The following is a 16,348-nucleotide window of genomic DNA, read 5'->3' as shown; positions in this document are numbered from 1 at the left end:
CAAGCGAGGGCTAAATTTATATAAATTCTACAAAGATTGTAAAATTTTTGGTTTAGAAAACGCGGTGATCGGTTTGATCTCGCCTTTGTATTTTTCTAAATTTACAAGGATCGTGTGTCCGCAGTTGCTTTGAGCGATGCTAGATGTGCCTTTGTCGCGAGTTAGGACATTGACGCAGCCATGCTTGCAAAGGCTCTTTTCGCCTAGCACTTCAGGATCGTACCACGCACCCTCGCAGATGGCGATGACGTGCTCTGGGATGATGTCAGTAACTAGCGCACCAACTAAAATTTCGCCCCTGTCGTTAAATACTCTCACCACGTCGCCAGTTGCGATGCCTTTTGCTTTGGCGTCATTTACGTTTATTAGCATTGGCTCGCGTGCGCATACTTCAGCGTAGTTTCTGATTATTGAGTTATTTAGCTGTGAGTGGAGGCGGTATCTTGAGTGCGGGGTTGTGACGCTAAATGGATACTTTTTGGCTTTTTCGCTGCCAAGCCACTCAAACGGCTCGATCCAAGCAACGTGTGGCGCAAAGTCTTTGTAGCCAAATTTAGCGATAGTTGGAGAGTAGAGCTCTATCTTGCCAGATGGCGTGCCTAGGCGGTTTTTGTGAGGATTTTCTCTAAAAGCGCTAAGCCTTGTGTAGTATCTGCTAGCTTCATCATCTTGCTCAAATCTAACATATCCCTCTTTCCAAAACTCATCAAAGCTTGGCATCTTGACATTTATGCCTTTAGCTTGCTCGGCTGCGTCTGCGTAAAATTCTTTCGCCCAGCCAAGCTCATCTTTGCCCTCTGTAAAGACCTCTTCTCTGCCCCAGCGTTTGCAGATTTGTGAGCAGATCCAGTAGTCGCTCCTGCTCTCTCCCATAGGCTCTACGACAGGCTTGTAAGCTACGATGTATTCGTTTGTAGGCACGCTTTGGTTGATGTCGTTTCTCTCGACTTCAAGGGCTACTGGTAAGACGATGTCGCTTAGTTTTGCTGTGCTTGTCCAAAATGGCTCAGCGGTTATTACGGTATCAAATTTACGCCACGCTTTTACGGCGTTATTTACATCCTGATGTCTTGTAAACATCGATCCAGACGCCATGTAAGCCACTCTCATGTGTGGTAGCTTGATCTTTGAGCCGTCATAGTCTATCTCTTTGCCAGGGTTTTGCAAAGCCTCGATCGATCTTGAAGATGGGATGGTGACGTTTTTAAATTTCTTCCAAGGAGCGCCATCTACGTTGTCGTATTTCTCGCTTATGCTAGTGCTGATGCCTTTTAGTGACGGAGCGATCTTGTCTGTAGCGCCATTTGAGTGGTAGAGGTTAAACTCGAAGCCAAGTCCCTCTTTGCCTATCTGACCTAGCATCGCGCTAAGTGTTACGATACCCCAAAAGCTCATCTCGCCGTGATCTTGTCTTTGAAGTGATCTGCCTGCGATGATGACGCTTGGCTCTTTTGCAAGTGCTGTTGCAAATTTTGCGATATCCTCAGCTTTTACTCCGCAAATTTTGCTAGCCCAGTTGATATCTTTGACTACCTTGTCGGTTGTGCCAAGCAGGTAGTCTTTAAATTTATTAAAGCCAACTGTGTATTTTTTGATAAATTCTTCGTCATAAAGCTTGTTTTCATATAGATAGTGGCACATGCCAAGCATCATTGCTACGTCGGTATTTGGACGAACGATGATAGCTTCAGAGTCAAGGTATCTTGTGGTGTCGTTTTTAAAGACGCAAACGCTATAAGTTTTTATGCCTGCCTCTTTTATCTTTTTGATGCCAAGATAGCCATCATGTGTTGGTGGTTGCCATGAAATTTGATCAGTTACAAGTGGGTCAGTGCCCCAAAATACAACATTTTTAGCGTTTTTAGCGATAGCCTCCCACTTTGTCGGAGCATCATAAACGGCGCTGTTGCCTAGGACGTGAAGCATGATAACAAGGCCAGCACCCGTTGAGTAGTCGCCGCTCTCTTCTACATATCCGCCAAGCACTTTTAGCATCCTGTGACCAACAGTCCTACCCCAGCTGATCTTACCGCTGCCGCCCCACCAGTAGCACTCGCCGTAGATGCTCTCAGGGCCATATTTGTCGAAATTTTCTTTTAAGGCTTTTGCTGCTAGATCAAGGGCCATGTCCCAGCTAACGCGCACAAATTCCTCTTTGCCACGAAGCTCGCTCTTTGCTGCGCCTTTTGCTTTTAGATAGCTCTTTCTTACGTATGGATAGAGTACGCGGCTCTCGTTTTGGATGAGGTCTGGCAAGCTATTGTTCATGGTATTTGGGAATTTATCGCCCTCAAATGGATCGACGGAGACGATTTGGTTTGAGTTGGTATTTGCCCAAAATAGACCAAATCTATTTGCGCCAAAGGTCTTGCTTTGATCAAAGATGGTCTTTGTCACGCCCTCTATCTTGTTTGCCTGCGCCGCTGTGGCAGCAAGTGCAGAAAATTTTATAAAATCTCGTCTTTTCATATTTTCTCCCTTATGAAAATTTATTTTACTTTTTTGGCATTGTGTTGTAGGTATTTAAGCACTAAATTTAGATCAGTTTCATCAAGTGCGACAAATTTCGCATCGACCATACCAGATAAATTTGCTGGCCACTGAGCAGCTGTGAAGCTATTTGGCTCATGCAGTCTGTGACATGCTGAGCAGGTCTCTTCGTAAATTTTCTTTGCCTTTGCGTAAAGCTCTTTTTGGTTGCCACCAAGCGCGTCATTTGGCACTTCATAAACGCCATCAGCTTGGTACCAAACCTCGCCATAGTCATCTTCAAGATCTTTTACTTTTTTGAAATTTGCCTCGCTCTCGTCATCAAAAGCTACAAAAACTTCAGGGTCTTCTACGCTTCTTTGAAGCTGAGCCAAGTAGTTTGCCGACACTACACCACTAACCTTGATCTTACTCGTTTTATCACCTTTTTCTAAGACTTCAACTGGCGTTAAAACCTCGATCTTACCGATCATCTTGCCATCAAGTGTTATGTTTGCATCTTTTGCGATCACATCAGCACCAAAGGCAAGACTACAAGCTAGCACTGGGGCTAAAAATAGCATTTTCATTTGACAATCCTTAAAAAAAGAAATTAAATGAATTTTATAACCAGCATGCTTAAAATTATATTGCTATATTTAGAGAAAAGTAAGTATTTTAGGGGATTTGAAAGGTATAAAGTAAATTTAAGATAAAAATTTTGCTAGCCCTTTGGCTGGCACCAAAGGGATTTTGCTAGCAAATTTGGATTATAGTTTTGCTTTTCTTTTGCGCTCTGTTGGGTCTAGATAGCGCTTGCGAACGCGGATATTTATAGGCGTAACCTCAACTAGCTCGTCATCTTCTATCCACTCTAGCGCGCGCTCAAGGCTTAGCTTTCTAGGCGGCACTAGTTTGATCGCATCGTCACTGCCACTGGCACGTACGTTTGTTAGGTTTTTGCCTTTGATAGGATTTACATCAAGGTCGTTTGGACGGCTGTGCTCGCCGATGATCATGCCCACATAGACCTTTGCTTGCGGATCAAGAAATAGCACGCCACGATCTTGCAAGTTAAATAGCGAATAAGCAAGCGTTACGCCATTTTCCATAGAAACTAGCGCACCGTTTGTTCTGTGCTCGACGGTGCCACTTAGTGGTCTAAACTCCAAAAAGCTGTGGTTCATAACGCCCTCGCCTTTTGTATCAGTCAAGAACTGGCTTCTAAAGCCGATAAGTCCGCGCGCTGGGATCTCAAATTCGATCCTTGTTTGGCCATCACCTGTTGGGTTCATAGAGACCATTTCAGCTTTTCTTTTGCCTAGTTTTTCGATGACTGTGCCTGTCGTATCATCAGGCGCATCGATGACTAAAAGCTCGTATGGCTCGCATTTTACGCCGTTTATCTCTTTTACGATGACCTCAGGTCTGCCAAGTAAAAACTCATAGCCCTCGCGGCGCATATTTTCAGCCAAAATGGTGATCTGAAGCTCGCCACGGCCGCTTACTTTAAATTTGCCCTCGCCGATGTTTTCATACTTCATCGCGATATTTGTCTTCATCTCATTTGCAAGGCGCTCATCGATCTTGTTTGATGTAACGTGTTTGCCCTCAGTGCCTGCTAGTGGGCCGTCATTTACAGAAAATACAACGCTAAGAGTTGGCTCTTCGATATGGAGCGGATCAAGTGGATGTGGGTTGTTTGGATCAACGACGCTATCGCCAACGTCAAGCGCGTCAAAGCCAGCGATCGCTACGATGTCGCCAGTGCCAGCCTCGTTTATATCGATCCTGTCAAGTCCCATAAAGCCGATGAGTTTTGAAATTCTACCAGTTGTCTTTGTGCCATCAGCCTTTGCAAGCATGACGTTTTGATTTTTAGCTATCTTGCCGTTAAAAATCCTCGCAATGCCGATCTTGCCGACGTAGTTGTCATAATCAAGCGTGAAAACTTGAAGCTGAAGTGGGTTCTCGTCACTACCACTTGGAGCTGGTACGTGAGCTAGGATAGTCTCGAAAAGTGGCTGCATATCTTTGTTTTCATCGCTTAGTTTTAGCTTTGCATAGCCATTTTTTGCAGCTGCATAAACGACTGGAAATTCTAACTGCTCGTCGTTTGCGTCAAGTGCGACAAAAAGGTCAAAAATTTCATTTATAACGCGGTCTGGATCGCCTGCTGGCTTATCTATCTTATTTACGACGACGATTGGGCGAAGTCCAAGTGAGAGCGCCTTTTTGACGACAAATTTAGTTTGTGGCATAACGCCTTCTTGCGCATCGACAAGTAGCAAAACGCCATCAACCATCTTAAGAACACGCTCTACCTCGCCACCAAAGTCGGCGTGGCCTGGGGTGTCGATGATGTTGATCTTTGTATCTTTGTAGCGAATGGCGGTGTTTTTAGAAAGGATCGTGATGCCACGCTCTCTTTCGATGTCGTTGCTATCCATTACACGCTCGCCAAGGTTTTGATGCTCGTTAAATGTTCCTGACTGCTTCAAAAGCTCATCAACCATTGTTGTCTTACCGTGGTCGACGTGCGCGATGACGGCTATATTTCGTATCTTTTCCAAATTTTTCTCCGTTTATTAGTTTGATATTTTTCGCTTTATCAGTTTTAAAATAGGGGCAGATTATAGCCAAATTTTTATAAATTTTAAGCTGATATCAAGAAATTAATTTTTGGAATAGATTTTGCATGTAAGCGTTAAGTTTTTAAATTTAAAGGGATTAAATGCAAGCTTACACAGCGAAAAACAACGTAGATTTGCTAGCTCCTGCGGCTACTAAAAAGCCTGCGGCTGCGAAGAAGTCTCAAAACAACGGCGAGTTTTTGTCGATGGTTTTGGATGCGGCTGCGAGCAAGGCAAATAGCGGTCAAAAGATCACCGAAAAGGATGTCAAAGAGATAGTAAAAACTGTTGATATCCAAAAAGAGACGATAGAAAAGGCGCAAAACGAAAGCGTGGCAAAAATTTCAGCCGCACTTGAAGAAAATTTGGACGAAGATACAAAAAATGAGCTCTATGAAAATGCAAATTTCATGCAGCTTTTGCAAGTTTTAGAGATACTAAACGGCAATGAAAAAGTAAGTAAATTTCCAAATTTCAGCGACAAAATAGCAAATTTCTTAAGTGTGCCCCAAAACGTCGAAGAGCTTAGCAACGTTAAAAGTGTTAGCGATCTTATCGACCTTGCTAAGAAATTTGACCTTGGCCTTGAAAATATAGAAATTTCAAATGAAGATGTGCCAAAACTAAACGAGATGTTTAAAAATTTGGGCAAGCAGGAATTCTTCACGCCGATAAAGACCGAGGACAAGCCTTTTTATCTAAAAGAGCTAAAAAACGAGGTCGAGCAAACTATCATCAAAAACGAGCCAAAAGAGGTCGTAAAGCTTGATACTTTGCTAAAAGAGGTTGTGGCAAATCCAGTCAGCGAAGTTAAAAATTTAGTCAAAGAAGAGCCTAAAAAGCTAGATGATAGTGAAGTAAAGCTTGATGATGAGATAGTGGATGTTGAGCCAGATGAGCAGCCAAAAGAGCCAAAAGCAAAGGTAAATTTACACGAGCAAAAGGCGCAAAAAGCCCCAACTCTTGAGTCACTACTCTTTCCAGAAAGAGAGCAGATGAGCGAGGCTGAGCCAAGCGAGGAGACATTTAGCAGTGATAATAAATCAGAGCTAAATCAAATGGTAAAAGATATCGCAAATAGCGCTAAACACCAGCTTCAAACAAAGGCAGAGATAAAAGAGACGCTTAGCAACTTCTCTTCTACGCTAAAAGAGCAGGTGCAAAACTACAAAGCGCCGATCACTCGCTTTAACATCACGCTTAATCCGCTAAATTTAGGCGAGGTCGAGATCACGATGGTAAATCGCGGCAATAATTTGCATGTAAATTTTAGCTCGACCACAGCGACTATGAACCTCTTTTTACAAAACCAAGCTGAGTTTAAAAACAGCCTTGTAAATATGGGATTTACCGAGCTTGAGATGAATTTCTCAGACCAAAACCAAAGACAAGAAAAAAGAGAACAAGCAAAGAACAAATATAGCTCAAATCAAAGCGACGAGAGCGAAAACGCTCAAGCGGAACAAAGCTTGCTTGAGCTAGTAATACCAAGATATATTTAGGAGAGATTATGGCTTCAGTTTCAGATATAACTACACAAACAACACAGCAAAAAAATGCCGAGAAAAAGGCAAAAGCAAGACAAGACGCTGCAGCTAGCACAGGAACTAATCCAAATGGACAGCTAGATAAAGATGCATTTATGAAGCTACTTTTAACCGAGCTTCAGCACCAAGACCCAACAAGTCCTATGGATACTGAAAAGATGCTAACGCAAACTAGCCAGCTAGCATCAGTCGAGATGCAAGAAAATACAAACAAAGCGATGAAAGAGCTAGTAAGTCAGCTAAAGTCAAACGCAAATGCCTACGCTATCTCAGCCCTTGGCAAGATGGTCTCAACTGGCTCAAATGCAGTCACGCTAACAGATGAGAAAAAAGATGCAAAATTTGCGCTTTACTTTAAAACAGATCTTGCAAATGGCAAAATCGAGGTCAAAAACGCAAATGGCCAAGTCGTAAGAACAACTGATCTAAACGAGACAAATGCAGGCGTTCATAACCTAGCTTGGGACGGCAAAGACGCGTCTGGCAATCAAGTGCCAAATGGCTCATACACCATTTCGGCAACTTACACTGGCAAAGATGGCAAAGAGTACAAGACGCAAATAGGCAACTACCCAGTCGAGGCGGTGAAATTTGTAGATGGCAAGGCTATGATGAAAGTAGCTGGCGAATACGTTTCTATGGATAAAGTATCTGAATATTACGAGGGCTAAAAGCCATGATGAGAGGTTTTTACAACGGGGTTAGCGGCATCAAGACGCAAAGCTTTGGCATGGATGTTTGGTCAAATAACATCTCAAACATAAACAATGTCGGTTTCAAAGCTTCAATCCCTGAGTTTAAAAATTTAATAAACCAAAACCTAGTATCAGCAGGAAGTGGCCCAACTAGCGATCAAGTGGGACTTGGAGCTACTAAGCAAACGACCGCGCTTGACATGTCAAATGGCAGCTTTCAAAGCACTGATAACAACTTTGACCTTGCCATAGGCGGAGATGGCTTCTTTGGTGTTGTCGATAAAACAGGCAAAAACTACTACACAAGAACAGGCACTTTTGACATAGACGCGGCTGGAAATTTAGTAGATACTAGGGGAAATATGCTACTTGGCACGCTTGCAAATTTCACTCCGACCACGCCAAGTGCAACCGCTCTTAAAAAATATGGTCAAACCTCAAGCGCCCCACAAGCTTACACAGTCTCGCAAGAGGAGCTAAGTCTTGGCGATCCTGGCTCACAAAAGGGCATAACACTGCCTCATTTTTTATTTATGCCAGCTGAGGCTACTACAAACATCAGCCTAAAAGGCAACCTAAACTCAACCCGCATAACAGATAAAAAAACGACAGCGCTTGAGGCTAACGAATACACCTACACACTTGATAATACAAACAAGACGATCTCACTAAACGGACAGATCCCACTAAGCACCACATCTCTTGGCGCAAAAGCTGGCGACAGCGTGGTCGTAAAAGTAAAAGATGGCGATGGTAAATTTAGCGAGTTTTCTACCACGCTTGAGGGTGATGGCACTTGGCAGATAAACGACAAGAGCCTTAAATTTATGGATTTTGCAAATTTAGAGGTAAATGCTGAAGTCACCTCGCTCGTTGAAGTGCCAAACAAAGAGAAACTAACCTCTGATATCTACAATGCAGACGGCACAAAGAGTTTGGTCACTATAAATTTAACCAAGCAGATCCCACAAACTGGCAACCAGACCATCTGGGACGCAGTGGCGACCATAACAGACGCCAACGGAGCCGTGCAAAATACGGCGATGGGCTCGCTTACATTTAATGGCAGCGGCAGGCTTGTCGCAAATACGCTAACAAGCGTTGGTGGCGTAAATTTAAACTTCGAAGGCGATGGCGACGCGGACGTTTATAACGGCATGACAAGCTCAGCAAACGCCAGAAAAGACTTTAACATAAAAAGAGATGGCTACGCTGAGGGGCTTTTATCAAAATATAGCGTCGATGACCACGGCAACATCATGGCAAATTTTGACAACTCGCGCGCATTTGCGGTGGCTAAAGTGGCGCTTTTTCACTTTATAAACGAGCAAGGCGTGGCAAAAGTGGGCGACAACCTTTATGAAGCCACAGCCAACTCTGGCGAGCCATTTTTTTACAAAAACAAAGCTGGCGAGACCGTTTATGGGGCGCAAATTTTGGCAAATAAGCTTGAGATGAGTAACGTCGATCTTGGTCAAGCACTAAGCGAGGTGATCGTCACGCAAAAGGCCTACGAAGCGAGTGCAAAAAGCATCACTACAAGTGATGAGATGATACAAACTGCTATCCAGATGAAGAAATAATCTTCATCTTGGCTCTTTTTGATAATAAAATCTTAAAAATTTAAAGTATTAAAATATTTTTAAATTTGCGAGTAGAGTTTGACCTCGTTTATCAAAAACTCATAGACCCTTTGCTGTACTAAAATTTCCTCCTCGCAGCCACTCATCAAGCGGCGAAGGTGCGAAAAGTCTATCTTTTTAGCATATCTTTTGTGATCTTTCATATCTTTATCTATGCTTAAAAGAAGCGTGTCAAGCGTGATCCTATCGTTTCTTTTGACCCTTGCCACGTACTCTCTAACGGTTTGGATTAAGAAGTCTTTTCTGGTCTGATCGTTTTCATAAATTTCATTTACGATGTCATTTAAGATGAAAAAATCATCCTCATCTGGGTCAAATTTAGCCGAGATAATCGCAGCAAAAATTTTGGCACGAAACTCTAAAGACTTGTGATGATAGACAAAAAAATCTCTAAAGGCCGATAAAAAACGAAGTTTGATCTTTCCTGACATTGCCCTACTTTTGGTGAAATTTATGTGAGATTATATACTCTTAAAGCTAAATTTTTAAAAATGTAACTATAAAACTAAATTTAAGTATAGTTTTTGTATGATTGCGAAGCTCCTTCTTAGACCTGTGCAATGCTTTTTATGAGCACCGCTTCAGGGTGGGAACACAGCAGAGCACTTGTATTAAGTGTGTGCCGCAGTCATCTGAGAGGGGGTCTTTCTAAACCAAAATGCTCATTAAAATCATCGCAAATTTCTAAAAAATCCACTCCATCGATCTTAGGTTTTTCGCTAAAAAATTTATACATATTATTAAAGCCGTCAGTTAGCTCTTTTGACTTGACGCCGTAGCTTATGGAAATTCCAGCTTCGATGTAGGCTGAGAGCTTGTCGCAGTATTTTAGCGCTTTGCCATCGATCGAGTTAAATTTATCCTCATTTACGTTTTCCATAGTCCCTTCGTGGCAGATGATCTTGCGCTCATAAGTTCTATTTTCAAACTCATCTTTGATAAATTTCTCGCCATCTTTTCTGATGCCAAGGATGTAGCTAAACTCATCTTTGATCTTTTCAGGCACAAATGGCAAAATCCTCTCATCAATAAGCCTCATCTCATACTCGCTAATGATCTCATTTAGCCCCTTTACGCCGTATTTTACAGGGCTTATGATATCCCTTGTAAGGCTCTCTGGTAGGTCGTGAAATAGTGCACAAAAGAAGTTATTTTCTAGCCGTTTTTTGCAAGCTTTTGCTTTGAGTGAGTAAAAGTAGCTTAGTATCGCAACAACTAGCATATGCCCTAAGACCGCAGTTTCAGGGATACGAGGCGTTTGTGCCCAGCGCTTTTGAAACCTTAGCCTGCCACTTAGATCTACAAGGCGGGCTAATTTTTGATTCATAGCGATCTTTCTAACGCCAATTAGCTCGTAATAATCCTCCATCTCCTCCTCGACCTTCGCCTTAAGCTCGTCGATGTCACTTAAAAACTGGCTCGTTTGATAGACGATAGAAAATTCCCACCTCGTGGCAAGATAGCTGGCTGCTTTTAGTATAAGGCGCTCTTTTTCGTGAGTTTTGTCGTTTTTATAGTGGTTTTTAAACCTCTCCAAAAACTCGCCGTCCTCGATATCTGAGATGAGCGTCTCAAGGTTACTTAAAACCCAGCTATTTATCTGCTCTTTTTTTGTCTTTTGGATGTGGTGAAAGACGTCAGGGCGTATGTCTGTGACTACGACCCTGCTTAAAAACTCAAAAATTCCAGCCTCGATGATGTAGTTCATGTCAGCATTTTGCTCTTGTTTTGCTATAAAATAAGCGATGATAAATTTATGAGCCTGTTTGTCAAGCTCGACTAAATTCGTCATCTTTGGATAGTCGTTCCAACGTGATATAGATGCTGCTTTAAAGATATGTTCTATAAGCTTAGCACTTATCATTATTTATCCTTTTTGACTACTTTTGGCTTCTTATCATCGGCGTAGCTTATCTTTCTAAAGCCCTCTTTGTTTGAGCTTCTTCTTGGCTTGTCATCTTTTTTAAATTTATCATCTCTGCTGCCTCTGCTACTAGCGCGATCGCTTGTGCTACGTCTTTCACGCGCTTTGTCGCTAAAGCTTCTCTCCCTACTTCTTGGAGCGTATTCTTTCTCTTCAGCTGGCTTTTTTACCACTAGATCAGAGCTGATCTCGATAACAGTATGGACATTTCCACGTGGGTTAAAGTCGCCAACTATCTTCATAAATTTAGGCTCAAGTTTTTTCTCTAAAACAGAGTAAATTTCATTTATACTATCTTCGTGGCTGATGTTGCGGTTCATAAAGCTATTTATATAAAGCTTTATCGCTTTTAGCTCGACTACAAGCTTATTTGGTATGTACTCAATATATATCGTCGCAAAGTCAGGATAACCAGAGCGAGGGCAAAGGCAGCAAAACTCAGGCAGAGTGATCTTTATGACATAGTCCCTTGTTTGCTTATTTTCCCAGACCTCAAGGTCACTCTCTACGTCAAATTCTTTCAAAATTTTCTCGCCATACTTCATCTCTTCGCTCATTTTTTATCCTTTTTCTTTTAAATATCCAAGTGTTTAACGTCTTTTGCGTGATCTTGGATGTAGTTTCTTCTTGGCTCGACCTCATCGCCCATGAAGAGATTAAACGTATCAGAAGCGCTTATAGCGTCGTTTATATCGATCTTTAAAAGTCTTCTGTTCTCAGGGTTCATCGTAGTCTCCCAAAGCTGCTCAGGGTTCATCTCACCAAGACCTTTGTAGCGCTGGATATATGCACCTTTTTTCGCATTTTTCTCTACTTCATCAAGCACGTCTATAACGTCACTATGCAAGTCTAGGCCACGCTCTTTTATCTTTTGGCTGATGTAAAGCGCCTCTTCGTAGAGTGGATTTGTAAATAAATTTTCATTTACCACAAGCTCTTCTAGGCCGCTTTCAGTTTGGACATAAATTCTAACCTCATCTTCGCTAACGTAGTGGTTTAGGATGTTGTGACCCTCAGCTTTTAAGAAGTCTCTTAAAATTTCAAAAATTTCATTGTAGCTTTTTGAGACGATGTCTGGATTTTCTATCATATAGCGGATCGCCGAAAGGACGTTAAAGCGTTTTTCAAGCTCTTTTAAGACGCTTCTATAAGCTGCAACGATCTTTAAAAAATCAATCAAATCAGCACTACCAATACCCTCTATATCAACGCCCTCGATGCCAGTTTCGATAAGAAATTCATTTAGTGCCTTTTCATCTTTTAGATAAATTTCTTTCTTACCTTTTTTATAGCGGTAAAGTGGCGGCTGAGCTAGGTAGATGTGGCCGTTTTCTACAACTTTATTTAAAAATCTAAAGAAGAAAGTTAAAAGAAGTGTCTGGATGTGGCTACCATCGACGTCAGCATCGGTCATGATGATGATCTTATGATATCTAAGCTTTTCAGCATCAAATTCATCTCCGATGCCACAACCTAACGCTGTTATCATATTTTTTATCTCATCAGACTTTAAAATTTTGTCTAGTCTTGCCTTTTCAACGTTTAGAATTTTACCCTTAAGCGGCAATATCGCTTGAAAAACTCTATCACGTCCTTGCTTTGCAGAACCGCCCGCAGAGTCGCCCTCCACTAGGTATAGCTCGCTAATTACTGGATCTTTACTCTGACAATCAGCTAGTTTGCCAGGGAGTGTGCCTACACTCATGCTCTCTTTTTTGCGAGTTAGATCCCTAGCTTTTTTAGCTGCCTCGCGACCACGAGCTGCCATTAGGGCTTTATCCATTATCGCTCTTGCTTCGATAGGATTTTCTTCAAAATACTTTGTAAGCACGTCAAAAACCATCTTTTGAACGATAGGTTTTACGTAGCTTGAGCCTAGTTTGCCCTTTGTTTGTCCCTCAAACTGTGGCTCTGGCACCTTTACGCTTACAACTGCGATAAGTCCCTCACGGATATCTTCGCCAGTTATCTTTGTATCTTTTTCACGTGCAGCAGCGTTTGCTTGAACGTAGTTTGTGATAACTCTTGTAAGACCCGCTCTAAAGCCAGCCTCGTGAGTACCGCCATCTGGAGTTTTGATGTTATTTACAAAGCTTAGTAAATTTTCACTATAAGTGTCGTTGTAAAGCAGCGCAAAATCAACCATAACATCATCTTCGCCGCCGCTAAATGAGACTGCTTTGCTAACAGCATTTGCCTTGTTCATATCAGTTACAAAGCTCTCAAGTCCGCCCTCAAAATGAAAGCTCTCGCTTCTGCCATTTCTTTGATCTTTAAAATTTATAGTTATCTTTGGATTTAGATAGGCTAGCTCGCGAAATCTTTTTACTAAAATTTCATCGTCAAATTCAGTCACTTCAAATATGCTATCATCTGGCCAAAACTCAACTTGCGTACCTGTGCGGTTTGTAGTTTTTATCACTTCAAGATCGCTTTGAGGGATACCTTTTGCAAATTCTTGTCTGTGAAGCTTGCCATCGCGTTTGATATTTACGACTAGCTTTTTAGAAAGGGCATTTACGACAGATACACCAACGCCGTGAAGACCACCAGAGACCTTATAAGTGTCCTTGTCAAATTTACCACCAGCGTGAAGCACAGTTAGAACAACAGTCGCAGCTGAAATTTTCTCAGTTGGGTGCATATCTACTGGGATACCACGGCCATTATCGCTAATGATCGCTGAGCCCTCACGTGTAAGCTCAACATCTATCGTATCGCAGTATCCTGCCATCGCTTCGTCGATAGAGTTATCAACGACTTCGTAGATCATGTGGTGAAGACCGCTTATGTTAGTATCGCCTATATACATGCCTGGGCGCTTCCTAACCGCCTCAAGCCCTTTTAGTACTTTAATATTTTCTGCGCCGTAATTATTTTCCATAATCTTGCCTTATTTTATAAATTTATTGGCATTATTACTGTTGTCAACTCTTTTGAATTTACAACAAATGCTAGAGAACTTTCATTAAATCCAAGCTCAAAATTTTCATCTTCAATACTACTTAAAAAATCAAGTAAATATCTATTTTTTATACCTATAAAGAACTCATCTTCAGCTTCTAAACCAGTTTGATAATCTATCGTCGTTTTTGCTTCTGAGTTGTCTTCTATAACGCTTTCAAATGTTATGCTCTCTTTTGCAAAAGTTATTTTCATTGTATCACTTAACATCGAAATTGTTTTGATACCATCTACCATTTTATCTCTACTTAGTTGAAGTCTTTTTCTTACTTCTTTTGGTATGACACGCTCATAGTCAGGAAATTTGCCATTTATCAGCTTTGTGAAAAACTCAAAATTTTGGCTTTGTGCGATCAAAATATTTTCATCATAATAAATTTCTATCTTGTCAAAAAATAGCTTTTGAATTTCATTTATGGCTTTTTTAGGGATTATTAATGAGAATTCCTTTTCAGTTGGAGTTTGAAATTTAAATACACTAAGTCTTCTGGTATCAGTTCCTACGATATTTATAAGATCTTTTTTAATATCTAAAAACGCTCCATTTAATTCAAATTTTGGATTATTACTATCTATACTTGGTAAAATTTTCTTTAAGCTTCTGCCTAACATAACAGCGTCTACATCGAATTTTGATTTACCTTCTATCGTTGGAAACTCTGGGAAGTCTTCAAATTTATACATAGGAAGTTTGTATTTTGAGTTTTTTTGCTTGATATAAAGATAGTTGTTAACAGTCTCAAGCATTACTTCTTCATCTTTTAAGCTTTTGATGATGTCAAGTAGTTTTTTACCATTTGCAGTTGCATAACCCTCATCAACGATCTTTGCATTGCTTAGTTTATATGCTAGTCCTATCTCGTGATCAGTCGCTTTTATGTTTAAAACTCCATCTTTTGCAGAGATGTAGATGTGAGAAGTGATAGCACTAAGATCTCTTTTTTCAAGATATGGATTAGTGTTTGTTACTATGCTTTCAAGCATGTTTTTGTTTATTAAAACTTTCATTAATATCTCCCTCTTATTTTAATATTTAAATTTTTTATTTTAGTTGGTGGCGTTAAAAAGTGAAAATCACATTTCAATATTGAAATATAGCCATTTTCAACGTGAAAATGTGTACTATTTTTTTCACATTTATTCACTAAATTCATATTCTATTTTATCCTTTTGTCAAAATTTTATTTTTTAGTTCAGTTACTTTTAGGCTAAAAATTTCATTTGTTTGTATTAGTTCGTTAATTTTTTTAATATTATGACTAACGGCACTATGATCTTTCATACCAAAGTAATTTGCAATTTGTGGCATAGAATTTGTTGTGAGCATCTTTGCAAGGTAGATGATGATGCGTCTAGCCTCTACAATATTTGTGACTCTTGATTTACTTTTTATATCGCTTTGTTTTATATTAAGTTCTTTACTTACTATATCTACGATGGTATCGAAATTTATATTTTCACGTTTTTCTTTAATGAGATCTTTTAATATGCTCTTTGCAAGATCAAGTGTGATCTCCTCTTTCATAAGAGTTTTAAAAACGTTTAAATTGATGATAGCTCCCTCGATTTCGCGGATGTTATCTCCCATATTTGTAGCTATGTAGTTTATAACCTCTTTATTTAAATCGATCTTGTCAAATTCACATTTTTTGATGATGATGGCTATCTTTGTATCAAGCTCAGGTGGCGTGATATCAGCCATGAAAGCTTTGTCAAATCTTGATATCATCCTATCTTCAAAGCCTTTTAATGTTTTTGGCGGACGATCTGAAGTCATAACAATTTGACCATTTTTAGCTAAAAGTTCGTTGTAAGTGTTGAAAAATTCCTCTTGGATCTTATCTGTCTTACCAAGAAACTGCACGTCGTCAATGAGTAATACGTCACAGTTTCTATATTTTTCACGAAATTTTGGCATTGAGTGATTATTTATGTGGCTTGTAAAATCTATCATAAATTGTTCACTAGTTACACAAATAACTGTTTTGCCTTTATTTAGGCAATGATTTCCTACTGATTGAAGTAAGTGAGTTTTACCAAGACCAGTTGTACCATATATAAAAAGTGGGTTGTAGAGTACACCAGGCTTTTCAGCGGCTGCTTTTGCACTTAAAAATGCATATTGATTGGAAGCACCACAGACAAAATTTTCAAATGTATAGCTTGGATTTAAAATACTACTTTGAGTTTTTATTTGATTTACATTTACTTGGCTTTGTTTTGTTATTTTAGTTCTTTGTGTAGCTGTGACTTCGATATTTGGTTTAATGCCTGTTCTAACTTCGTATAAGTGGGCGATTTTATCAGAATATCTTGTATTAATGAATTTAGCCATTAATTCATTTGGTGCAGTAAAAACTATTAAATTATCATCTGAAGCTTTTTCATTAAATTTTAATTGTTTTATATAACTTTGATATTCCTCAGGTGAAATTTGGTTAGAAAGATTTTCTAAAATTTCGTCTGCTAGCAA

The 16,348-nt window shown here is 40.2% G+C and carries 11 protein-coding genes, 1 other RNA gene and 1 pseudogene; 4 read left to right on the top strand and 9 right to left on the bottom strand.

Annotation, left to right across the window (positions count from 1 at the left end; all coding sequences use genetic code 11):
* Positions 1-27: 27 nt before the first annotated feature.
* From CVS89_RS00065 to typA, 3 genes are all read right to left on the bottom strand, one after another.
* On the bottom strand, positions 28-2,469 hold the full coding sequence (locus CVS89_RS00065) for a molybdopterin-dependent oxidoreductase (protein ID WP_107848025.1): 2,442 nt from the start codon (positions 2,467-2,469) through the stop codon (positions 28-30).
* Positions 2,470-2,489: 20 nt separating this feature from the next.
* Complete coding sequence (locus CVS89_RS00060) at positions 2,490-3,059, bottom strand: hypothetical protein (RefSeq protein WP_103594449.1); 570 nt, start codon at positions 3,057-3,059, stop codon at positions 2,490-2,492.
* A 180-nt stretch (positions 3,060-3,239) separates the two neighbouring features.
* The gene (gene typA / locus CVS89_RS00055) at positions 3,240-5,042 is read right to left on the bottom strand and encodes a translational GTPase TypA (protein ID WP_004317297.1); all 1,803 of its coding nucleotides are present in this window, start codon (positions 5,040-5,042) and stop codon (positions 3,240-3,242) included.
* Between the two features lie 995 nt (positions 5,043-6,037).
* Here typA and CVS89_RS10205 point away from each other — a divergent pair.
* The 3 genes and pseudogenes from CVS89_RS10205 to CVS89_RS00040 all read left to right on the top strand — a co-directional run.
* A pseudogene (locus tag CVS89_RS10205) lies at positions 6,038-6,604 on the top strand (flagellar hook-length control protein FliK); the annotation flags it as partial.
* A gap of 8 nt (positions 6,605-6,612) precedes the next feature.
* On the top strand, positions 6,613-7,320 hold the full coding sequence (locus tag CVS89_RS00045; RefSeq protein WP_103607233.1) for a flagellar basal body rod modification protein: 708 nt from the start codon (positions 6,613-6,615) through the stop codon (positions 7,318-7,320).
* Between the two features lie 5 nt (positions 7,321-7,325).
* Complete coding sequence (locus tag CVS89_RS00040) at positions 7,326-8,927, top strand: flagellar hook-basal body complex protein (RefSeq protein ID WP_107848023.1); 1,602 nt, start codon at positions 7,326-7,328, stop codon at positions 8,925-8,927.
* 59 nt (positions 8,928-8,986) lie between these two features.
* Here the strand turns inward: CVS89_RS00040 and CVS89_RS00035 are convergent, their stop codons facing one another.
* Positions 8,987-9,418, bottom strand: coding sequence for a hypothetical protein (locus tag CVS89_RS00035; protein WP_103643789.1), 432 nt, complete (start codon positions 9,416-9,418; stop codon positions 8,987-8,989).
* 113 nt (positions 9,419-9,531) lie between these two features.
* Here CVS89_RS00035 and ffs point away from each other — a divergent pair.
* Positions 9,532-9,629: signal recognition particle sRNA small type (gene ffs, locus CVS89_RS00030), an RNA gene on the top strand.
* On the opposite strand, the gene CVS89_RS00025 is transcribed toward ffs, so the two are convergent.
* The 5 genes from CVS89_RS00025 to dnaA form a co-directional block, all read right to left on the bottom strand.
* The gene (locus tag CVS89_RS00025) at positions 9,616-10,851 is read right to left on the bottom strand and encodes an HD domain-containing protein (RefSeq protein ID WP_103643788.1); all 1,236 of its coding nucleotides are present in this window, start codon (positions 10,849-10,851) and stop codon (positions 9,616-9,618) included. The genes ffs and CVS89_RS00025 overlap by 14 nt on opposite strands.
* Positions 10,851-11,468 carry a preQ(1) synthase gene (queF, locus tag CVS89_RS00020; RefSeq protein WP_232523977.1) on the bottom strand — a complete coding sequence of 206 codons (618 nt, stop codon included), beginning with the start codon at positions 11,466-11,468 and terminating at the stop codon, positions 10,851-10,853. Before queF ends, CVS89_RS00025 begins: the two co-directional genes overlap by 1 nt.
* 17 nt (positions 11,469-11,485) lie before the next feature.
* Positions 11,486-13,795, bottom strand: coding sequence for a DNA topoisomerase (ATP-hydrolyzing) subunit B (gene gyrB / locus CVS89_RS00015; protein ID WP_103581634.1), 2,310 nt, complete (start codon positions 13,793-13,795; stop codon positions 11,486-11,488).
* 14 nt (positions 13,796-13,809) lie between these two features.
* Complete coding sequence (gene dnaN, locus CVS89_RS00010) at positions 13,810-14,883, bottom strand: DNA polymerase III subunit beta (protein ID WP_021085700.1); 1,074 nt, start codon at positions 14,881-14,883, stop codon at positions 13,810-13,812.
* A 154-nt stretch (positions 14,884-15,037) separates the two neighbouring features.
* Complete coding sequence (gene dnaA / locus CVS89_RS00005) at positions 15,038-16,348, bottom strand: chromosomal replication initiator protein DnaA (protein WP_021085683.1); 1,311 nt, start codon at positions 16,346-16,348, stop codon at positions 15,038-15,040.

This window comes from Campylobacter concisus (assembly GCF_003048615.2).
Lineage (GTDB): Bacteria > Campylobacterota > Campylobacteria > Campylobacterales > Campylobacteraceae > Campylobacter_A > Campylobacter_A concisus_C.
The sequence above is the reverse complement of the archived record's forward strand: the minus strand, read 5'-3'. Positions and strand labels throughout refer to the sequence as shown.